The organism is Vibrio phycocola (assembly GCF_053850235.1).
This window is the reverse complement of record NZ_JBSQDJ010000002.1, coordinates 423,867-445,729: the sequence shown is the minus strand read 5'-3', so window position 1 is coordinate 445,729 and position 21,863 is coordinate 423,867. Positions and strand designations below refer to the sequence as shown.

20 protein-coding genes are annotated in these 21,863 nt (G+C 44.7%); 4 read left to right on the top strand and 16 right to left on the bottom strand.

The genetic code is table 11. The annotated features are described in order from the left end of the window. The first annotated feature begins 65 nt into the window (after nt 1-65). On the top strand, nt 66-935 hold the full coding sequence (locus tag ACWU4D_RS05345) for an endonuclease/exonuclease/phosphatase family protein (protein WP_456050360.1): 870 nt from the start codon (nt 66-68) through the stop codon (nt 933-935). A gap of 52 nt (nt 936-987) precedes the next feature. Here ACWU4D_RS05345 and ACWU4D_RS05340 read toward each other — a convergent pair whose 3' ends face one another. Then, entirely contained in the window at nt 988-1,494 is a 507-nt protein-coding gene (locus ACWU4D_RS05340; protein ID WP_456050359.1) for a paraquat-inducible protein A, read from the bottom strand. Between the two features lie 311 nt (nt 1,495-1,805). Between ACWU4D_RS05340 and ACWU4D_RS05335 the strand changes: the two genes are divergently transcribed. Next, nucleotides 1,806-2,759: a P1 family peptidase gene (locus ACWU4D_RS05335; protein WP_456050358.1), complete on the top strand. Its 954-nt coding sequence runs from the start codon at nt 1,806-1,808 to the stop codon at nt 2,757-2,759. Here ACWU4D_RS05335 and ACWU4D_RS05330 read toward each other — a convergent pair. From ACWU4D_RS05330 to ACWU4D_RS05300, 7 genes are all read right to left on the bottom strand, one after another. Beyond that, nucleotides 2,740-4,122, bottom strand: a complete 1,383-nt coding sequence (locus ACWU4D_RS05330; protein WP_456050357.1) for an amidase — start codon at nt 4,120-4,122, stop codon at nt 2,740-2,742. The genes ACWU4D_RS05335 and ACWU4D_RS05330 overlap by 20 nt on opposite strands. Before the next feature lie 15 nt (nt 4,123-4,137). Then, the gene (locus tag ACWU4D_RS05325) at nt 4,138-4,941 is read right to left on the bottom strand and encodes an ATP-binding cassette domain-containing protein (RefSeq protein ID WP_456050356.1); all 804 of its coding nucleotides are present in this window, start codon (nt 4,939-4,941) and stop codon (nt 4,138-4,140) included. Continuing rightward, the gene (locus ACWU4D_RS05320) at nt 4,938-5,765 is read right to left on the bottom strand and encodes an ATP-binding cassette domain-containing protein (protein WP_456050355.1); all 828 of its coding nucleotides are present in this window, start codon (nt 5,763-5,765) and stop codon (nt 4,938-4,940) included. The genes ACWU4D_RS05325 and ACWU4D_RS05320 overlap by 4 nt, the downstream gene beginning before the upstream one ends. Beyond that, nucleotides 5,762-6,580 carry an ABC transporter permease gene (locus ACWU4D_RS05315; RefSeq protein ID WP_456050354.1) on the bottom strand — a complete coding sequence of 273 codons (819 nt, stop codon included), beginning with the start codon at nt 6,578-6,580 and terminating at the stop codon, nt 5,762-5,764. The genes ACWU4D_RS05320 and ACWU4D_RS05315 overlap by 4 nt, the downstream gene beginning before the upstream one ends. Beyond that, nucleotides 6,577-7,521, bottom strand: a complete 945-nt coding sequence (locus tag ACWU4D_RS05310; RefSeq protein ID WP_456050353.1) for an ABC transporter permease — start codon at nt 7,519-7,521, stop codon at nt 6,577-6,579. The genes ACWU4D_RS05315 and ACWU4D_RS05310 overlap by 4 nt, the downstream gene beginning before the upstream one ends. Before the next feature lie 66 nt (nt 7,522-7,587). After that, nucleotides 7,588-9,078 (bottom strand): ABC transporter substrate-binding protein, encoded by a 1,491-nt coding sequence (locus ACWU4D_RS05305; RefSeq protein WP_456050352.1) that lies wholly within the window; start codon nt 9,076-9,078, stop codon nt 7,588-7,590. A 215-nt stretch (nt 9,079-9,293) separates the two neighbouring features. Beyond that, nucleotides 9,294-10,220 (bottom strand): LysR family transcriptional regulator, encoded by a 927-nt coding sequence (locus ACWU4D_RS05300; RefSeq protein WP_456050351.1) that lies wholly within the window; start codon nt 10,218-10,220, stop codon nt 9,294-9,296. A gap of 210 nt (nt 10,221-10,430) precedes the next feature. On the opposite strand from ACWU4D_RS05300, the gene ACWU4D_RS05295 reads away from it, so the two are divergent. Beyond that, nucleotides 10,431-11,306, top strand: a complete 876-nt coding sequence (locus ACWU4D_RS05295) for an aspartoacylase (protein WP_456050350.1) — start codon at nt 10,431-10,433, stop codon at nt 11,304-11,306. Between the two features lie 68 nt (nt 11,307-11,374). Here the strand turns inward: ACWU4D_RS05295 and ACWU4D_RS05290 are convergent, their stop codons facing one another. The 7 genes from ACWU4D_RS05290 to ACWU4D_RS05260 all read right to left on the bottom strand — a co-directional run bounded on the left by ACWU4D_RS05290 (nt 11,375) and on the right by ACWU4D_RS05260 (nt 17,399). Then, nucleotides 11,375-12,466: a nickel/cobalt transporter gene (locus tag ACWU4D_RS05290; protein ID WP_456050544.1), complete on the bottom strand. Its 1,092-nt coding sequence runs from the start codon at nt 12,464-12,466 to the stop codon at nt 11,375-11,377. Between the two features lie 19 nt (nt 12,467-12,485). After that, nucleotides 12,486-13,100, bottom strand: a complete 615-nt coding sequence (locus tag ACWU4D_RS05285; protein WP_456050543.1) for a DUF1007 family protein — start codon at nt 13,098-13,100, stop codon at nt 12,486-12,488. A gap of 22 nt (nt 13,101-13,122) precedes the next feature. Continuing rightward, entirely contained in the window at nt 13,123-13,683 is a 561-nt protein-coding gene (locus ACWU4D_RS05280; RefSeq protein ID WP_456050349.1) for a carbonate dehydratase, read from the bottom strand. 35 nt (nt 13,684-13,718) lie between these two features. Continuing rightward, a complete protein-coding gene (locus ACWU4D_RS05275; RefSeq protein WP_456050348.1) occupies nt 13,719-15,053 on the bottom strand; it encodes a dihydroorotase in 1,335 nt (444 codons plus the stop codon). A 59-nt stretch (nt 15,054-15,112) separates the two neighbouring features. Continuing rightward, nucleotides 15,113-15,778, bottom strand: coding sequence for a DUF1826 domain-containing protein (locus ACWU4D_RS05270; protein WP_456050347.1), 666 nt, complete (start codon nt 15,776-15,778; stop codon nt 15,113-15,115). 92 nt (nt 15,779-15,870) lie between these two features. Beyond that, on the bottom strand, nt 15,871-16,680 hold the full coding sequence (locus ACWU4D_RS05265; protein ID WP_456050346.1) for a metal ABC transporter permease: 810 nt from the start codon (nt 16,678-16,680) through the stop codon (nt 15,871-15,873). Then, a complete protein-coding gene (locus ACWU4D_RS05260; protein ID WP_456050345.1) occupies nt 16,674-17,399 on the bottom strand; it encodes a metal ABC transporter ATP-binding protein in 726 nt (241 codons plus the stop codon). Before ACWU4D_RS05260 ends, ACWU4D_RS05265 begins: the two co-directional genes overlap by 7 nt. 164 nt (nt 17,400-17,563) lie before the next feature. Between ACWU4D_RS05260 and ACWU4D_RS05255 the strand changes: the two genes are divergently transcribed. Continuing rightward, a complete protein-coding gene (locus ACWU4D_RS05255) occupies nt 17,564-18,619 on the top strand; it encodes a zinc ABC transporter substrate-binding protein (RefSeq protein ID WP_456050344.1) in 1,056 nt (351 codons plus the stop codon). Between the two features lie 79 nt (nt 18,620-18,698). Here the strand turns inward: ACWU4D_RS05255 and ACWU4D_RS05250 are convergent, their stop codons facing one another. Next, entirely contained in the window at nt 18,699-21,863 is a 3,165-nt protein-coding gene (locus tag ACWU4D_RS05250; RefSeq protein WP_456050343.1) for an efflux RND transporter permease subunit, read from the bottom strand.

The following is a 21,863-nucleotide window of genomic DNA, read 5'->3' as shown; positions in this document are numbered from 1 at the left end:
CTTTGCACAAGATCAACCGGTTTTAGCAAAATTTAAGTTCTACAATCAACCAAAGGAGTCTGCCATTGTCGATACAAAACCCTCTTGTATTATTCGCTTTACTTAGCACAGCATTTAACGTTAACGCGCAGTCGCTAAATATAATGAGTTGGAATTTTGAATGGCTTAGTTCAACACAGGCAACCCAGGTTAAAGAATCGAAACGTTCTCAAGCCGATTTAAATGCATACCGAACCATTATTGAAAAACGCAAGCCGAATGTTATTGCCTTTCAAGAAGTAAACGATTTAGGAGTATTAAACAAAGTTCTCGGGAAAAACTTTAATATCATCATGTCTGACCGAGCAAAGTCATCAAATCAATCTCTCCAATATCGCGATATCAATCAATATACTGGTGTCGCCATCAACAAATCGCTCACTTACAGTGATCCAAAAGATATTGTTCTCTCTCCCAACAGAAAACTGAGATTCGCAAGCTACGTTGTACTTGAACCCCAAAATTCGTCTCCGATACATCTGCTCTCAGTGCATTTAAAAGCTGGGTGTATTGGAAAATACCTATCAAAAGAAGAAAGTTGTGTGACCCTCAAACAACAAAGCAAGCAGTTACATGAATGGATTGACCAGAGGAATGCGAAAAATCAGTCTTTCTTAATCCTTGGTGATTTTAATCACGATCTCACCTATCGTGGGGATTGGATGTGGAGAGAAATCTCTGCGGATACCAAGCCATCACCTAACCTGTTATCAAGTAAGCTAGAATCCGAATGTGTTCCGAGTGGTAAGACGAAACGTCATCGCTATCTGGTCGATCACATGATTGCCAGCTCAGATATAAGCGCAAAATCGATCTCTCAAATTCTGTATTCACTAGAAGACCAGAGATATCAATTGAGTGATCACTGCCCTCTTGCGGCAACGCTTAATTATTGAAATGAGAATGTCAGCATATGTCGGACTTAGCAGAGTACGATTGCTCTTCCGTTTACACTAACTCGCTTTCAATTTTGGTGAAATGAACAATTTTGTTGGTGATAAGCATAATTAACAACACACTAGCACCAAAGACAAATAAGCCAAAATGAATTTGAATGCTGGCTATCGCTCCCAATTTGACGGAAACAATCAAGACCGCAACCACCATGACATCAAGCATGGCCCATCGACCATACTCATGCATAAGGTTTAAGAATTGTTTTGTCTTTCGTGATGATCTGTTACGGGGTAATAAGAGATTATAAAGTACGTAAATCTTGAGTAGTGGCAGTAGAATACTAAACCCAGCGACAACCAGAAACAAAACGAAATGACCGCCAAGCAGCAACTCAAGCGCGCCGAAAAGCACCGAAAAGGAATTTTCAAAGACAAAAAACTTAGTAACGGTCATCATCGGTGTCACAATACCAATGGCAAAGAAGATGGTAGCCGTAAGTAATAACCAACGTAACTTTTTAGCTTCAACAGCAGGAATTAGAACTGATTCATCTTTCATTGGTTGCGTTTTAATCGGGGATCTCCTCTGCCATAAAATGCTAACAGCCCGTAGTAAATCTACTTAGTTTACATCACTTTTCTGGCGGTTAACTCGCTCTAAAGCTGTTCGATAATAGACTTCCAGCTAACGTTAGGCAACCGGTGTTCAAGACTCAAGCTCAAAAAATAGTGAACAGTGAATTCGAGGCAAAAAATTCATGGGTTTTAGGCTTAAATAACTGGCTTAAATTATTTCTCATTGTTAGGTTAGGAAATCAAATCGTGAATGACCCATTAAGCGATCAACTATAATGCGCAAGGAGTTGGAGTATGTTGGATTCTATCTGTGATGTCCCTGGAATTAAGGTAGGGCATGCTCAAGATGACCAAGGCGGAACTGGATGTACGGTGATATTACCCAATTTAGATGCGGTCTGTGGTGTCGACGTTGCAGGTGGTGGTCCCGGAACTCGTGAAACCGATGCACTCAATCCTGTCAACCTAATCCAAGGAGTCCATGCCGTCTATTTAGGTGGTGGCAGTGCTTATGGACTTGCCGGCGCAGATGGCGTAATGAGTTGGTGTGAAGAGCATGGCAGAGGGTATGACGTCGGTGTGGGGGTTGTTCCAATTGTTCCAAGTGCTGTTCTGTTTGATTTACCTGTTGCTGATTATCATGCTCGTCCCGATAAAGCGATGGGATACCAAGCGTGTGTTAACGCCACCGATGACGAAGCTCGCTGCGGTAACGTCGGTGCAGGCACAGGTGCATCAGTCGGTAAAACTAAAGGAATAGAGTTTGCAATGAAAGGCGGACTCGGTACTGCGAGTCTAAGATGTAACGATATCGTAATTGGGGCAATTGTAGCGGTAAATAGCTTAGGTGACGTTATCGATCCCTCTTCTGGAAAAGTGATTGCTGGAATGTTAACGGAAGATAAAACTCATTTTGCCGGCACGATCAATGTATATAAAGAGATAATATCAACTGGGATTAACCCAAAGATGTCAAATACCACCATTGGCACGATTGCAACCAATGCGAAATTGACAAAAGCGCAAGCCCAAAAAGTATCAATGATGGCGCATGATGGTTTTGCTCGAGTAATTAACCCAATACACACTCTTCATGATGGGGACACCATATTTACGCTTTCCACGGGTGAATATGAAGCAGACGTGTCTGTTATCGGTGCTCTTGCTGCAGAAGTCATGGCTACCGCCGTACTGAAAGCAGTCCAATCAGCCGAAACTCGCTATGGTATTAAAGGGATGGCCAATTAATCGCTCCACGCCACTGTTCATAGGCTTTTGCTAACGCAATCACTTTAAGATCATCAAATCTTGGAGCGACGATCTGCAATCCAATAGGCATTCCTGATTTGGAGAACCCACAATTAATTGATGCCGCTGGCTGCTCTCCCATATTCCAAGGAACAGTGAATGCTATGTGTTCAAAAGGCTTTTGTGGATCATTCGTCGGTGAAGCCCAATCGGCCGGATATGAAACATTAGGATTCACAGGTGAAAGGACGATATCAACTCGATTAAACACCTCAGCGCATGCATCGCGCATCGCCATTGTGCCGTCGAAACCTTTAACTACATCAAGTGGGTTTGCATCTCCGCCCGTTTTTGCCCATTCGTAAATATAAGGCAAAATAGTCGCTCTTTTCTCAGGCGTGAGTTTTAGCATCGTGTCCCAAAAGCGAGCTCGCCAAAACACATCTAAACCATCTAGGTGTTCACGTGTTAATACCGGTGCTAACTCGATAATCTCCGCCCCTTCAGCTTCAAATCGCTTTGCTGCTTCAATCACTGCTGCCTTGACTTCTGGCTCAGCGTCAATGCCGCAACCAGCATCCAACATTAACCCAATTTTCATTCCTCGAATCGATGCCGCAGAAACATCCCAGTCCAACTTCTGGTAATTCACAGAAGTGGTATCACGGCGATCTGGTCGTGAAATCGTTGGCATCACCATTACCGCATCGTCAACAGTACGCGTCATTGGTCCAGCTGCACGCCCGGTATAATAGGGATAAATAGGAATACGCCCAAGTGTTGGCTTAAAACCAAACAGCCCAGTCCACCCTGCGGGAAGGCGTACTGACCCACCAATATCTGTACCGATATGCAATGGCCCTAACCCTGCCGCTGCTGCTGCCGCGGCTCCAGCTGATGAGCCACCAGGATTCTTAGTCAAATCCCACGGATTGCGACTTAAATGATGAAAGGTAGAGAGTCCGGAAGAGAGCATCCCATAATCTGGGCATGTTGTTTTCGCAAAGATAATCGCACCGTCCTCTTTTAAACGTGCAGAGGTTGGAGCATTTTCTTCAGCAGGTGTTTTATCACTGGCAGCGGTCCCCATGGGAATCGGATCACCTTTGGTCGCGATCAACTCTTTCACCGTTACAGGAACTCCGTCAAGCTTGCTCAGAGGTTCTCCTTTTAACCAGCGAGTCGTCGATTGTGTGGCAAGTTTCAATGCTTGTTCAGGTTTAAATGCATAGAGAGAGCAAATTTTAGGTTCTACCCTTTCAACTTTCTCTATTAACCAATTCATATACTCAGTCGGACTGGTATCACCACTCGCATACGCTTGCACGAGGGTTCGAGTATTGAGCTTTGAAAAATCCGTCATTGTTTAATATCCCTATCAAATATCCCTATGGCCTTTACGACCAATATTATCCAACGTCAACTCGGCAGAAAGAAGGCGTTTGGTGTAGGCTTCTTTCGGGTTATCAAGCACTTGCCTAACAGGTCCCGCTTCAACGACTTTCCCCGATTGCATCACCGCGACACTGTCACAAATCGCATCAACCACCCCAATGTTATGAGTGATAAAAAGTACAGAGATACCATGCGTGTCACGCATTTTAAGAATCAATTTTAGAATCTGAGCTTGAACGGTAAGATCGAGTGCAGACGTAGCTTCATCAGCAACGAGCAACTTTGGCTTGGTAATCAGCGCTCGTGCAATCGCAATGCGCTGACGTTGTCCACCGGAAAACTCATGGGGGTATTTATCCATATCAGAAGCCGATAGCCCAACCTCTTCAAGAAGCGTTGTAACTCGCTCACGCAATGCTTTCCCTTTAGGTGGGTTCTCTTCCAAGTGCAGAGGTTCAGCGACGATTCGACTCACTTTATGACGCGGATTTAATGAGCCATATGGGTCCTGAAATACCATCTGAAAGTTAACCCTCATGGTTTGTAATCGAGCCGCTCGTTGCTTGAAAAGATCCCACGTTTCAAACAATATGTTTCCTTCTGTGGGTCTATCGAGTGCCATCACCATACGGGCCAACGTCGATTTCCCAGAACCACTTTCACCGACAACGCCGAGAATTTCACCCTTTTTAAGCGTTAAAGTGACATCATTAACGGCTTTAATCGTGGTATCTGCAAGCTTGAACTCGCGCGAGACACCGATGACTTCCAAAAGTGTTTCACTCATACCACTTCTCCCTGATTCACTTGCGTCAAGGTCGCATTTTCACGAACTCGCCGGGGTTGAGCATCGATCAGTTGTCGAGTGTATTCTGAGCGAGGGTGGCGCAATATCTGTGCGGTTTCCCCCTGCTCCATTTCATTTCCTTGGTACATCACTAACGTACGGTCTGCAATGCGAGCAATCACCCCTAAATCATGTGATATCAATATCAGAGCAATCCCCAATTGACTCACTAAATCGTCAAGAATATCGAGGACTTCTGCTTGCACCGTAACATCCAGAGCAGTAGTCGGTTCATCGGCAATAAGTAAATCAGGCTCTAAAGCCAACGCAATTGCGATACCCACTCGTTGACGTTGTCCACCGGACATTTCATGCGGATATACGTGCATCTTTCTTTTTGCATCGGGAATTTTTACCATATCTAATAGTCGGATCACTTCCGCATTTGCGTCTGAACGACTCATTTTACGGTGTAGCCGTAGCCCTTCGGCAATTTGCGCTCCCACTTTCATCGCGGGATTTAATGCGGTCATCGGCTCTTGAAAAATCATACCGATTTTAGAACCCCGTAATCGGCACATTTGCTGTTCGGATTTAGACAAAATATCTTCATCGTTAAACAGGATTTCGCCTGTAGCCTTGGCTGTTTTAGGCAATAGTCCGATCGTCGCTAACGATAAAACCGATTTCCCAGAACCGCTCTCGCCAACGATACCAAGAGTTTCACCCTTCGCGAGAGACAAGTTAATACCATGAACAACTTCGACTTCTTGGTCGTTTTCATTTTTAAACTTGACTCTTAGGTCTTTAATCTCAAGCATCATGTGGATTGTTTCCGTCTCGGATCCGTTAAGTCTCGCAACCCATCACCTAATAAATTTAGCCCCAAAACCGCAATACAAATCATCAAGCCCGGAACAAAGACTAAGTGGGGAGCAACTGAAAGATAGGTTTGTGAATCGGCTAACATTCTTCCCCAACTCGGTGTCGGTGGCGCGACGCCAAGACCAAGAAAAGAGAGGCCAGCTTCGGTCAAAATTCCGAGTCCTGTTTGAATCGAAATCTGTACAATAATTTGGGCCGCAATATTTGGGATAATGTGTTCAATCGTAATTCTAACGTGACTCTTTCCTGCCATTCGTGCCGCAAGTATGTAATCTCTGGCCCATATTTGTAATGCTGCCCCACGTGTCACTCGGGTAAAAACGGGAATCATAAACAACGCGATCGCGATAACAATCGTAACAGGCCCACCGCCTAGAATTGCAGCCAGCAATATTGCTGAAAGCACCGGTGGAAATGCAAAAAGAACATCATTTACCCGCATCACCAATGACTCAAATACCCCTCTTTTCGAGGCCGCTGTCACTCCAAGGACAGTACCGATAAATCCGCCAATTGCGATAGCGGAAAAGGCAATACCCAGTGAAACCCACGCTCCACTCATTATCATTGAGAGCTCATCACGCCCAAAATGATCCGAGCCCAATAGCCCCCCGACTCCCGGTGGCTTTAATCGATTAACAATATTAATTGCGGTTGGATCCGACGGTGTCCAAAATTGGCTCAATATCGCTGCAATAACAAACACAAGGGTGATGCTTCCACCAACCATGAGCGACCAAGGGTAGCGTTTCATTGGCGGCTCCTGATACGTGGATCTAAAACCGTATAAAGGGCATCGACAACAAAGTTCACAATCATCACAATAGCGGCAAAAAACAACACAACGTTCTGAATTACAATAAGATCACGTTGTGCTAAAGCTTGATACGCCAACGTCCCCATACCGGGTAAGTTAAAAACATTTTCGACCAAAACGGCACCCGCGATTAAGACAGAGATCTGCATCCCCAACATTGTCACCACTGGGATTAAAGCATTCGGCATTACATGACGCCACAACACGTAGTTCGGAGTTGCGCCTTTCGCTCTCGCCGTACGCACAAAGTCCTCATTGATAACTTCAATAACCGCTACCCGAGTCACTCGAGTTAATACCGCCGCTTGTGGAATGGCGAGTGCGATAGAAGGCAAAACCAACGCTTGTATAGCAAGCCAAAAATTCCCTTCCCACCCAGGAAAGCCACCTGAAGGAAACCAGCCAAACGTTAATGAAATCCCCAAGATAAGCAGTAAACCTATCCAAAAATTCGGGACTGCAATGCCTATTTGAGAAAAGAACGTCGCAAACATATCAATAGGGCTATTTGGTTTTGCCGCTGCCATCACCCCTAATGGCAAAGAGATGAGAACAGAAAGCACGACGGCAATTAAGGTAAGAGGCAATGTAACCGCGAGACGTTCTCCAATAAGCTCCGACACAGCGGTAGAATAGGTATAAGAATTGCCCAAATCTCCCTGCAATAGTCCAGTTAGCCATATGAAATAGCGCGCCAAAAGCGGCTGGTCCAATCCAAGTTGCGCTCTTAGTGCTGCCAACGTATCGGGTTCGGCGGACATACCCAAAATAATTTCCGCAGGATCGCCGGGGACAGCTTCCATAACCAAAAAAATGACAAAAGACACAATCAATAACGTTATGACTAGCCTAGAAAAAGAGTGGAGAATATGCCGCATATATTTTCTATCCTAAACCTTCAATCAGACTGGGTGCTCGCACAATATCGCAAGCACCCTAGTTCATCAGTTTTTCCAATACACGTCAGTTAAATCGTTAGAAGGAACAGGCTCATTGGTCCACATCCCGACGAGATCTTTTTTCCAAATACCAATTTTAGGAAAGGCATATAAAAAGAGAGAAGGGACATCATTCGCGAGAATTTTCTGAGCATTTTGATAGCCAGTAATTCGATCCGTTTCCGAAGTTGCATCGGCGATATCAGCCATAGCTTGATTAAATTCAGGGTTCTGATAATTGAAGTAGTAAGGATCTCGAGCATAAATTCCGATATCAAGCGGCTCTGCGTGACCAATGATCGTCATATCATAGTTCGTATCCTTAAATACATCTTGCACCCATTTAGCAGGAAACTCTGACGACTCTATGTTCATCGTGACACCAATCATAGAAAAGTATGCTTGCATTATTTCTGCTGCACGCTCGGTATAAGGTCGAGTGGGAACTTTGATTGTGAAAGCGAAACCATTTGGATACCCAGCCTCAGCCAGAAGTGCTTTCGCTTTAGTTGGATCGTACGAGAAAATCTTGGTCAAATCTTCGTAACCAGCATCTGAGGGAGAATAATGACTTCCAATCTGCTTACCTAACCCTTCACTTGTTGCATCGATAATTGCCTGACGATCAATAGCCATCATTAGAGCCTGACGAACACGAACATCATTAAACGGCTTTTTGCTATTATTCATTCCAGCAATCACTTCCATGCTCGTCGTTCCAATCACGGTGTCAAATGCGCTGTTGGATTTAAACTGACTAACAAGTTCCGGTGCACTAAATTCTGGCATCGCATCTATGCCACCAGAGTTAAGCGCCGCTGCTTGAGCTTGAGGATCACCAATGAAACGAAACGTCACTTTATTCAGTTGTGCTGGTTTTCCCCAATACTCTGGGTTTTTCACCAACGAGACTTGATTACCCTTCTTCCATTCATCGAACTTAAATGGCCCAGTTCCTATTGGTAAAGTTGAATTCGATGCTTCACTTGAAGGCTCTATCATTACCGCAGCTGGGAAACCCAACCAATAAAGTAAATCAGAAGATGGCTTAGATAACGTTAACACCAAGGTATCAAGATTCGGTGCCGCAACGCTTTCAATCGATTTAAACAAGGATTTTTGTGGGTTGATTGAATCATCGGCAAGCAATCGGTCGATGGTATATTTCGCGGTCTTTGCGTCAAACGCAACCCCATTTTGAAAGCTAACATCGTCTTGCAGATCGAACGTATAAGTCAGCCCATCTTCCGAAATTGACCAGCTTTCCGCCAGTTCAGGCTCAATGTCCCCGTCCTTTCCTATAGTGACTAATCCTTCGAATAGGTTTTGCCAAACCACTTGGCCAATAGCAACAGGAGCTGCAGACGTAGGATCAAGTCCTGATGGTTCAATACTCATACCTAAAACAAGATCGGTGCGTGCCGCCGCCTGCACCGAACTTGCAGTGAGCATAGCGATAACAGTTGCAGCAACAAAAGAACGAATCTTACAAGTCATACATGGATTCCCTTCCGGTTGTTTTAAAAGGTTTTATTTAATATCCCTACCATGCCTGAGATTTCAGTGTAATTGCAATCAGTTTTATTAGCACACAGTAACACTAAAACCGTAACACTGATTTTGCGGCGTATCAGAGGGAGCGATGTCTTATTATAAATGAAAGTTGGAATAGCTTATCATATTGATTTTTAGAGAAACCTATCGCGACCAACTTATTGTTTAACTTCGCGATAGATATTCTGAGCATGAGCAGGCAAAAACTCTTCGAGAAAGTCAGTCAAACGTGCCGCAGCAAAACTGGGTTCGGTATTTTTGGCACGACCAATTTGAAGTTCTGATCGAATAGCCGATTGAGCCTGAAAAGGTCTGACGACAAGTTCTTGCGACTGAATTTCACGAATCACTGACATGGCTGGAAGAATCAATACTGCCGCTTGGCGTAATGCCAACTCTTTTTGCAGTTCCAGAGAAGAAGTAGTGAATGAAGGCTCTAATGGCACTAGCCCTATTGCTCGTTGTCGCTGGTCAAATCGGCGTCGAATTCCAAATGACTTATCAGGCATAGCCACAGGGTATTTCCGGATATCTTCTAGGGTAATGTCTTTTAAAGTCGCTAACGGATGATTAACCGCCATGACTACGTCATGATATACCGGAAACTTAAATCGGATATCCAATAGTGGATCGGAAGACGAAAACATGGTCGCAGCGATATCCGTATGACCATTAGTAACAGCGTTAATCGCATCTTCCGCAGATGAAACCGTCACCTCAATTGACACCGCAGGATAGAGCTTATAAAACTCAGCCAATGCAGGAGCGAGTATCGTATTGATTGCCGCGCCATTAATATGAATTGCTACCTTACCTCTCTTTAACCCACGCAAGTCATCAATTGCTTGTCTCGCATTATCAAGGTCACGCATCATATCTTTTGAACGAACGGCTAATAACTCTCCCGCAGCGGTAAGCGTAATCCCTCTCGCCCCCCGAATAAGGAGTGCAGCTCCCACATAGTGCTCAAGGTTTTCTAACTGACGAATCACTGACGTCGGCGAAACCCCTAAATTTTCCGCCGCTTGCCGGATAGAACGGGAACTCACCAATTCATTAAAATAGGTAATAGCTTGAAGCTTCATTAATTCACTCCTTGAATTGTAGGCATAAGATGACAGCACGAGAGCTTGAACAGCGATAACGAGATATGATTCTACAGTACATCATATCTAAACACCGTACCCGTTCTAAAGAGGTAAATGCAAACGCGGTAAACCTTGTGACACGAGATTCCACTACGTTGAAAATTGTTATAACATAACAGTAATTATTATTCGAAGAACGTGATGTAAATGAAAGTTGATAATCTAAATAGCGTACTAATCGTATCAGGAACTCATGGAAATGAGTTGTCCGGCATTTACCTAAACAAACTCATCAACGATGGACTTTATGATGCAAAACGTCCTAGCTTTGACACAGTATTGATCATCGCGAATAAAGAAGCGATGAAACGCAACGTTAGATTCATTGAAACCGATTTAAACCGCGAGTTCTCAAACCTCAACGAAGGCGATTCAACCCGCGAACGACACCCCATTGCTCGTCAAATAATAGAAGAGTATTCACAGACCGATAATCAATTGATCGTCGATCTTCACAATACCACCAGCAACATGGGAGCAACGTTAATCTTGCTTTCCTCAGATGCGTTCTACCTCAAGATGGGCGCATACATAAAACAATACATGCCCGAAGCCAATATCCTATTCGAAGATACCATTACTTGGTCAGAACAAGCGTATCTATGTACGGCTGGACAACACGGTGTGATGATCGAAGTCGGTGCTCAAGCTCACGGAGCCTTGAAACATGAAACGTTAGATCTGATGAAGCGTATGCTCACTTTAGTTCTCGATTACGTCGAAAAGCACAACACACAACAAATACCAAAACTAAACGATTTTAATGCGTTTTACTTTACTGAAGAAGTCCATATTCCCCTAGATACAAACGGCATGCGTCAAGCAATCGTTCATCCAAGTATCTGTGGAAAAGACTTCGAACCCGTTAAGTCTGGTGAGCCTCTTTTGGTTACTTTTACTGGTAAAGAGATATGCTGGAAAGGAAAGGGAGAGATCTACCCTCATTTTATCAACGAAGCCGCATACAGTCTGGCAAATATTGCTATGGCGTTGGCTGAAAAACGCACCGTCTCAGTGGACTAATCTCACCTAACATGAAATAAAAACCATATTTTAAAGCCCTGATAGACGATTCTATTAGGGCCTTTTTTTCACAGCGAAAACACAGGTGACATTCCGTATTCGGTGCCGCTTAGCAAGATTAAGCCAATGATGATAAGAAATACTCCTCCGAACAATTGAAGCGAGTAGCCAGCAAGCTTCCATCCACTCTTCCGATTTCGATCACTTGTTACCAGGTAACGTCGAACTAACTGTTTCCCGGTTAAGGTTAGAATCGCGATAACTGACGTCGTAAATGCCGTTCCAACCGCCATCACGATCGCACTCACCACGCCCATCCAGTAAAGCCCAACGACATTGGCAAAAAGCAAGACCATTATCGCGCCCGTGCATGGACGAATCCCGATGGTGGCAATAATACCGATGTATTCTTTCAGTGTAGAAGCTCGGTTAATCGCATCGGCATCCGCTACATGTTGATGCCCACAGCCACACGTTTCGCCATGATGATGGCTATTATCCTGTGCGACATGTGTTTGGGATCTTGTCATGTCATTGTTTAGGAGCATCGATGACTTAACCACCGAATTCGAAATTATCGGTTTTTGTCCAGCTAATGAAGGGTTATTTAATGGCATCGCAGCATGTATTTGAAAGGTTCCTGGGCTCAGAGAACGATATATTTTTCTCGTCGCTTTCCAACATATCAACACACCTAATATCGTAACCAAGGCAAAGCTCACTGATACAAAAAGCATTGCGGTTTCGTTTACCGCACGCATCGACATACTAAAGCCCCAGACAAGAATACTCACCAATACAATCGCGACGAGCGCCTGACATAACGCCGAAACAACGGTTAAGATAAGGCTGGTTTTCGCCTTGGTTGGGTGTGTCGCGAGGTAGGTGGTCACGATCACTTTTCCGTGCCCTGGTCCCAATGAATGAAACATGCCATACAAAAAACTCAGTCCGGCTAAATACCCACCAGCAACGAGCGGATTGGTTTGCGCTTCATAGAGTAAATCAGCAATTTCAGCGTTAATCTCACGCTGCCATTGTGTACTAGAGACTATGATCGTTGGCCAGATTAACCAGAGTTGATAAACACCGAATACGATCAACAATACAACCGAAATAAGCGTGATAGTTCGTGTGTTCCATATTGAATTTGTCATTATATAGCTCTCTGAGGAATGCTCAATTAGCACAGTGGATTTGCACACTTTGAGTAAATAACTGCCCTAGTGCTTCATCTGGATCGACATCCGCAGGTAGAGATAACGCATAGCTTACTTGTTCAGGTGTCGGGTTTGGCTCATGGATTTCTAACCCACAATCGTTAGCCAACTCTGGTGACAACACAACGTCATTGTCTGCTTTCCACGCCATATCGACATAATAGCTTGGATCAAAGATCAACAGACTCAAACCCTCGCGAGTCACAGGTTTGGGTTCAGATAAAGGTAGCGTGAAACTGAGAACAAGTTTCGAACGATCACGAACCAACCTATCACTGTGTGCAACCTGGTACTTGATTGGCGTTTCACCATCGTAAAAATAGGTGAAATAATGCTCATACTTCATATTTTCCATCACCGACGCAGACAACCTTCGAAATGTTTCTTGCTCGTTTTGAGGCGTAATACCCTCTCCATCAAGCATGTAGGCCGACGTCATCGCATCAAAGGACCACTCCATCTTAAAGCCAGTAATAAGCCCATTTTTACCTTCAACAGTGGTTTTTAAGTCGACCCAAGAGTGTGGATGAGCATGAATACTCGGTGCAACCATAATCATCGCCATCCACAACATCACAACCCGAAAACCAATACCATCAAAGCTCATTAGCAATTCTTCGGTAACCTTGGACAAGGGTATGGTTTGCCGATACAACCGACTCGGAAAATGCAGAGTACTCAGGTGGTACTTTAGAAATACTGTTTAAGTCAAACTCTGCTCCAATATTGGTCATAGGTGGTACGTGAAAATGCTCAGGTAAATCCAAACCGTCAACGACACAGTTATGACGGATAACGCAGCCTTTACCGATCACAGCATTAAACACTACGGAATTAAAGCCGATGAAAACATCATCACTGACTTCACACGGTCCATGGATAATAGAACGATGCGCAATCGAAGATCGCTCTCCAATTGTCACGGCAGCACCAGCTTTAGAGTGAATCACAACGCCATCTTGAATGTTGGTGTCACGTTTAATCACAATCGCTTCCATATCACCTTGTTCATTCACTTCATCGGCGCGAATCACAGCATAGGGCCCAATAAACACGTTATCTTCAATCACAACCTTGCCACAAATAATGGCTGTCGGATCAACGAATGCAGTCTCTGACACCTGAGGCAAATGACCGTTAGGGTTTCTTCTTAACATACTAAATTCTCTTTATTTCCAGACTAAACCTGAGGCTAGCGATTAAACGATAGACGCATGGCTGCAGTGGCTTTTTCATTTACAGTTTGATTTGCGTAGACCAACGATCCATTAACCCAAGTATGAGAAATCTGAGCTGAGAATTCGTGTCCCGCAAAAGGCGTCCAACCACAATGATACAAGCTGTTCTCATGGCTTACCTGTGTTGGTACCTCGAGATCCACTAGCACTAAGTCCGCAAAGTAGCCTTCTCGTATATAACCTCGGTCTTCAATCGAGTAACGAATTGCTGGGTTATGAGCGGTTTTTTCCACCACTTGAGCAAGAGTCATCTTTCCGTTCTTCACGTGGTCGAATAAACTCAGTAAGGCATGCTGAACAAGAGGAAGACCGGCTGGAGCCACCTCGTAATCGGTCTGTTTTTCTTCCCAGGTATGAGGAGCGTGATCCGTCGCGATGATATCGATTTGCCCCGTCTTCAAGGCATTCAATAATGCTTCGCGATCACTGGCGTATTTAACTGCAGGATTACATTTAATTTGATTCCCAAGTAAAGCATAGTCTTCATTGCTGAACCAAAGGTGATGCACACACGCTTCTGCTGTGATGTGTTTACCCTCAATCGGCCCTTGCTGAAATAACGCTAATTCTTTTTCTGTTGTGATGTGCAGAACATGAAGCTGACTGCCGTGCTTCTTCGCCAGATCGACCGCGTATGAGGATGATGCATAACAGGCTTCTTTATCTCGAAGAATAGGATGATCATCAATCGTTAAAGGAGCTCCGCTTTTCATGAGCTGTGTTCGGTTCTGGTTAATGACTGCGCCACTTTCACAGTGCGTGACAATAAGGACAGGAGAGTCACGAAATATTGCATCCAACGCTTGAGGGTCTTCTACGAGTAAGTCACCAGTCGATGCTCCCATAAACACTTTTACGCCACAGTGCCATTTAGGATCAAGTGCTTTTATTTGGTCGAGGTTGTCCTCTGTTGCACCCAAGTAGAAAGAGTAGTTAGCAAACGAACGCTCTGCGGCAATCGCAAACTTGCGCTCTAATGCTTCGATGGTTGTGGTCGCAGGGTTTACATTTGGCATTTCCATATAACTGGTAATACCGCCCGCCACCGCTGCGCGTGATTCTTTGGCAATGGAACCTTTATGAACCAAACCGGGCTCGCGAAAATGGACTTGATCGTCGATCATTCCTGGAAGAAGGTAACGCCCCTTGGCATCGACAATAATGTCTTCCGGTTTAGCGGTGAGGTGGGTCGCAATGGTTTCTATTCGTTGTCCGACGAGACGAACATCCGTTTCCTTTACAATGCCTTCGTTCACAACGAGCGCATTTTTAATCAGCGTTGCCTGCATAATGGTTCAAATTCTCCTTCTTATTTATAAAACCGATGTGTTGATACTTGTAAACGCAACTAGATAAAATCCAATGTGAGTAATAACCGTCGTTCATTAGGGGACAGCTCGGGTGAACGATGCACCAACGCAGTACTTTCATTACCCTCCCAGCCGCCACCTTTGAGCAAAGCGACATCACCAGACTCCATTTGATTAATCGCCATATTATTTTTAAAGAGCCCTGAGAGATGGTCAGGTATTCCCGCACTAGCCGCCCCAAGTTTTGAACGATCGATATCATTGTCTCCCAGCCACTGAGTCGCGGTACCCGCATAAGTTGTCACGAGGCGACAAGGAATCTGATCAACATGAAATTTGGGGCACATTGGTCTGTCGAGTGTTGTTAGCCGTACGCCAGCTTCCTTTAGATCAAACAAGCAACAGAACATATCAACGATAAGCGCAATATCTTCACTTAGTGCTTTTGCACAAGCGTACCCTTCAAGCTTATTCCGGAGCCATAGACCCGCATCTTTAGGTGTAACACTGCGAACTAACGCCAGTTGCCCATCTTGTAACAGCGCATCAATATCCTCTGTCATTTGCGTCGACAACGTACGCTGCCAAATCGCGATGTTATGATCTGGCTTGTAAATATCTGCGAAGACTTTCGGCTCAGAGCCGAATACCGGTGTTGTTATCGGACGAATTGACATTGGTTCCGCCGTCAGCTGTAGACTCATCGCTCAACCTCCAACATGTCACTCGATTCCTTACCTCTCGCTACAGTCGCACTAACAATGCGAGCCTTATTTTCCATTTCTGTCATGGCTATTCACTCCTTGATTGAGCGAGTGTTATTTGTCATTTTCCAAACCACACTCGACACTAAAAAGAATCCAGCAGCCACACACACTATGGTGGGGCCGGTAGGGGTATCAAATACAAACGAAGAATGCAGACCAACGACACTGGATCCGCTACCAAATAGTGCTGCTAGCACCACCATAATTTCAGGAGTTCGACTAAACGGGCGTGCGGTCGCAGCAGGAATGATCAACATTGCGACAATGAGTAATACGCCAACCACTTTTATGGCGACGGCGACCACCAAGGCAAGTGCAATGGTAAGAATCAATTGTTCGCGTTTTGGCGAAAAACCACTGGCAAGAGCTAAATCTTTATTTAACGTTGACAACAGTAAGCGAGACCAGCGGTGACTAATCAGGCCTATGACCAATATTGTGCCTCCCCAAATCACCAACAAGTCTGTTTTGCTAACAGCAAGAATATCCCCAAACAGATACGCCATAAGATCGAGCCGGACACCAGACAAAAACGAAACCGCCACCAGTCCAACCGCCAATGCAGAATGCGCCATCACACCCAGCAAGGTATCCATCGCATATCCTCGCCCACTGAATGAAGATACGGTGATCGCCATAAGAAGCGATATAAATAATACGCCGGGAAGAATTGGTAGTGAGAAAGAAAGTGACAGTGCAACGCCTAACATTGACGCGTGAGCAGTGGCATCACCAAAATACGCCATACGGCGCCAAACAATAAAACAGCCTAATGGCGCAGCGGCCAATGTCACTCCAATTCCGGCTAACGCAGCACGCCAAAGAAAGTCATCTAACATGTCGATGCTCCTTGGCCCTGATGCGAATGCGGGTGATGACGGTAAACACCAAGCACCTCATCATCATCCAGACCAAATAACGCTTTATATTCTGGAGATTCCGTCACCTTATCTGGTACACCTTGGCAGCATATGCGACCGTCGAGACAAATCACGCGGTCAGTTCGGCGCATCACAACATGAAGATCATGGCTTACCATAATCACGGCACAATTGGTTTCTTTGCGAATTGCATCTATCTGTTGATAAAAATCGATCATTCCACGTTGATCGAGCCCTTGAGTTGCTTCATCCAATATCAAAAGGGAAGGTTCTTCTAACAACGCTCGCGCTAATAAAACTCGTTGAAGTTGCCCTCCTGACAATGACATTATTTGCTGCTTTTCAAAACCAGCGACTCCTGCTCGCGTTAAAGCATCACCAATTGCTTCTTTTGAATGACGTACTGGCAGTGTCAGAAATCGAACGACCGTCATCGGTAAGGTTTCATCAATATGCAGGCGTTGAGGAACATAGCCAATTTTCAAATCGTCAGCACGATCAATATGTCCACCAGCAAGAGGAACCGCCCCTATTAAGGTTTTTAATAAGGTCGACTTTCCAGATCCATTAGGGCCGACAATCGTGACGATTTCACCTCGATTTACTGACAAATTTACGCGATCCAATATCACGTGTTTACCGAACTTCACAGACAATGCGTGTGAGGAAATTAACATCTACGTTCTCTTAATAGCGGGATTTCGTCAGGCAAATGGGCTAAAGCAAAAATCAGTTGCCAGACATTGCTCAATGTTGTTATGTTATAACATAACAACATTAGATAGAAAAGGTTACCACTCTTCATATTGGTGACTGATTTGGACATTACTAGGAGAAAAGCATGTTTAAGAAAGCCGTATTGGGTGTCTGCCTTAGCGTGGCAAGCGCCTCTCAGGCTTACGCCCAAGTGCCTCGCGTTGCCGTAGACATTGCGCCGCTACACTCATTGGTGGCACAAGTTATGAATGGTGTTGGCGAACCGAACTTATTAATTCGCCCAGAAGCATCACCACATGAATACAATTTGCGTCCATCGGAGGCAAAAGCACTGTCTGATGCCAATATTGTATTTTGGATCGGCGAAGGATTAACACCTTGGCTTGAAAAACCGTTAGAGACTCTGGCAAGTGGCGCAACAAAAATTGAAATGATGGAAACTGAAGGCGTTACTCTTTATGATTTTCGTGAAGGCGCAACCTTTGAAGCTCATGCTCACCATGACGAAGAAGGTCACGACGACGACCATCATGAAGACGAGCACCACGATGAAAAAGGCCACGACGACGACCATCATGAAGACGAGCACCACGATGAAAAAGGCCACGACGACCATCATGAAGACGAGCACCATGATGAAAAAGGTCATGACGACCATCATCACGAAGGGCATGATCCTCACGTATGGTTAGATCCTCAAAACGCAGAAGCGTGGGTGAACACAATTGCCAAAACACTCTCTGAGGCAGACAGTGATAATGCTCAGGCATATCAGAACAATGCAAGCGCGGCTATTGAACGCTTACATCAACTGACGGCTGATATAAAACGACAAGCACAGGAATTACAAGGCGCTAAATTCATCGTATTCCATGATGCATACCAATATTTTGAACAACGCTTTGGATTATTGGCAAGCGGTGCGATTTCAATTTCAGATGCGTCAGATCCAAGTCCGGCTCGTATTGCGGAAATTCGCCAAACCGTTAGCGATCTGGGTGTTACCTGTGTCTTCACCGAGCCACAATATAATCCGGATATGGTACAAACGGTGTTTGAAGATTCAACAGTAAACACGATTGGTGTTATGGACCCACTAGGTGCCAATATTGCGATAGGAAAAGAGCAATACAGTTCACTTCTTGTTGCGCTAATAAGCAGCTTGGAACAGTGTAAATAGTCACGATTAAAAATGACAAACCCTCTCTGCGGACATCGAGTTCACAGAGAGGGTTTTATATTAGTGCCCGAATCAGTTTCTAACTTACCTCAAGCGTAAACCGCTTCTTCATTGCTACGTAATACAGCACCGGAATCACCACCAAGGTCAATACGGTCGAAACAAAAATACCGAAGATCAGACTGATTGCTAGACCATTGAATATTGGGTCATCCAGGATAAACACCGCGCCAATCATCGCTGCTAATGCGGTTAACATAATTGGTTTGGCTCGAACTGAAGCAGAGTTAATCACGGCATCAGCAAATGCCATCCCTTCATCAACTTGTTGGTTAATGAAGTCCACCAGCAAAATTGAATTACGAACAATAATTCCAGCTAAAGCGATCATGCCAATCATAGAGGTCGCCGTAAACTGCGCTCCTAATATCGCATGACCCGGCATAACCCCAATGATCGTGAGCGGAATAGGTGCCATGATAATCAACGGAACCAAATACGAACGGAACTGTGCGACCACCAACAAGTAGATCAGAATCATTCCAACACCATATGCGATGCCCATATCTCGAAACGTTTCATAAGTAATGGTCCATTCACCGTCCCAAAGAACCGCAACTTTATCGATACCAGAGGGTTGTTCGATCAAGTTCTGCTCAATGCTAAATGGAAGGTTATTGAGTTCTGAATAGACATCAAACATTCCGTACAGTGGGCTATCGGTACTACCCGACATATCCGCAACGACCATCACCGTCGGCACCAAGTTTTTGTGAACAATATAATCATCCATATCGGTTTGGCGCACAGTCACTAAGTCAGACAGAGGATATCGACTGCCATTCGAACTACCCACCATCATGTTCATCACTTGTTCTAAACGAACCTTGGCTAACTCACTGGCCTGCACCTGTACTGGAATCGGGTATTTATTGTAGTCATTGTGTAAGTACGTCACGGCTTGTCCACCCACTGCCGTAGAGATGGCGTTAACAATGCTGTTATACGGAACTAGTAATAGTGAGGCTTTGTTGCGATCAATCACTACCTGCCACTTTTTATACGGCTCGGGTAGATAGATATCAACATCGACAATATCATCGGTTGCTTTGAACACTTCACGAATTTCGCGAGCCGCTTGCTTACGAATTTCATGCGTTGGCCCATAGACTTCCGCTAAAATTGGCGACCACACTGGTGGCCCCGGCGGCACTTCAACGACTTTGAGTTTTCCACCGAATTTCTCTGCTATTGCATGTAAGGCAGGACGAACTTCACTGGCAATTTGGTGACTCGATTTATCACGATGGTTTTTATCAACAAGGTTAACTTGAATATCCCCTTGATTTGCATCGCTTCGAGTAAAGTAGTGACGCACTAAACCGTTAAAGTTAATCGGGGCTGCGGTACCCACATAAATTTGGTAATCCGTGACTTCTGGCACTTTACTAAGTTCTCGGCCAACGTCGAACAACACACGCTGTGTTTTTTCTAATGACGCATTGTCTGGCATATCGAGAACAACTTGAAACTCTGACTTGTTATCGAATGGCAGCATTTTCATTACGACAGTCTTAGTCAACGGCAAGATCAATGATCCCGCAATTAATGCAAAAATACCGAGTAATAAGAACCATCGATTGCGCCCCTGACGTTTGGATAAAACAAACGGAGCCATAACCTTATAAAACACCCCTTTAGAGGCTGGTTTCTCTTCGTGGTGTGCATCTTTAAGCAAATGACTCGCTAACCAAGGAGAAAGCACAAACGCCACCGCTAGTGATATCAACATTCCCATCGAGGCATTGATTGGAATTGGACTCATGTATGGTCCCATCAACCCCGACACAAATGCCATTGGTAAAAGTGCAGCAATGACTGTCAGTGTGGCTAAGATCGTTGGCCCACCCACTTCATCGACTGCTATTGGGATCAGATCTTTGAGTTTTCGTTTTCCTAGTGCCATATGTCTGTGAATGTTCTCCACTACCACAATGGCGTCATCCACCAATATTCCTATCGAGAAGATTAACGCAAATAACGATACTCGGTTGAGGGTAAATCCCCACGCCCACGATGCAAACAAGGTAATCATTAAGGTAATCACAATCGCGATACCCACCACAATCGCTTCGCGCCAACCCATGGCTAAAATCACCAACAACACAACTGCAGCGGTCGCAAAGGCTAATTTCCCAATTAACTTACTGCTTTTTTCGGCGGCAGTTTGGCCATAATCTCGCGTAATATCGACACTAATGTTCTCTGGAATCAGTTGATTTTTAAGCTCTTCTAAACGAGTTTCAACCTGATTCGCGACATCAACTGCATTCTCCCCTGCCTTTTTTGCAACGGCTATCGTCACCGCTGGGTGAATACTCTCTTTGTTACTGGTCCACACATTCTGACTTGGTGTATCGGCACCTATTTTTATTTCTGCGACATCAGAAAGATAAACTGGGAGGTTTTCGTTCATTCCAATAACCAGCTGTTTTACATCTTCAACTCGAGTTAAAAATTGCCCAACTTGAACAGGAAATTGCTGGTTGTCATGAGTAATTTTGAGGGTTGAGGACGATGCGTTAGCCGCAACCAAAGTTTGATTAAGTTGATCAAGTGTAATACCAAATCCGTTCATTTTTATTGGGTCAAGACGCACGTCAACAATGGTCGAATGTTTGCCTATGGTATATATATCACGCGTACCTTGAATACGTTTTAACTCAGTCTCTAAACCAGAAGCGACTTGGGTTAATTGCTTGTTGTCCAAACGACCGGTTTTATCACTTAAAGTAATACTCACGATCGGGACATCTTCAATACCTTTCGGTTTGATTACCGGTTGGCCAACGCCGACACCTTGCGGCATCCAGTCGTTATTGGAATAGAGTTTATTGTAGGTTCTCACCACGGCATCATTACGTGATACCCCGACTTCAAAGATCGCAATAATCAACGCACCATCTGGACGAGAGAACGAATAGATCTTATCAATCCCCTGCATTTCAGAAATGATCTGTTCTGCAGGGTTAGTCACCAAACTTTCGACTTCTTGCGGTGAAGCTCCGGGAAAAGGTATGTAAATGTCAGCAAAAGTCACATCAATTTGTGGCTCTTCTTCTTTGGGTGTCACCATTACGGCGAACAATCCCATTAACATTCCAACAATGGCAAGTAGTGGTGTAATTGCTGAATGTTGGAACATCGCCGCGATACGGCCAGAAACTCCTAATGGCTTATCCAT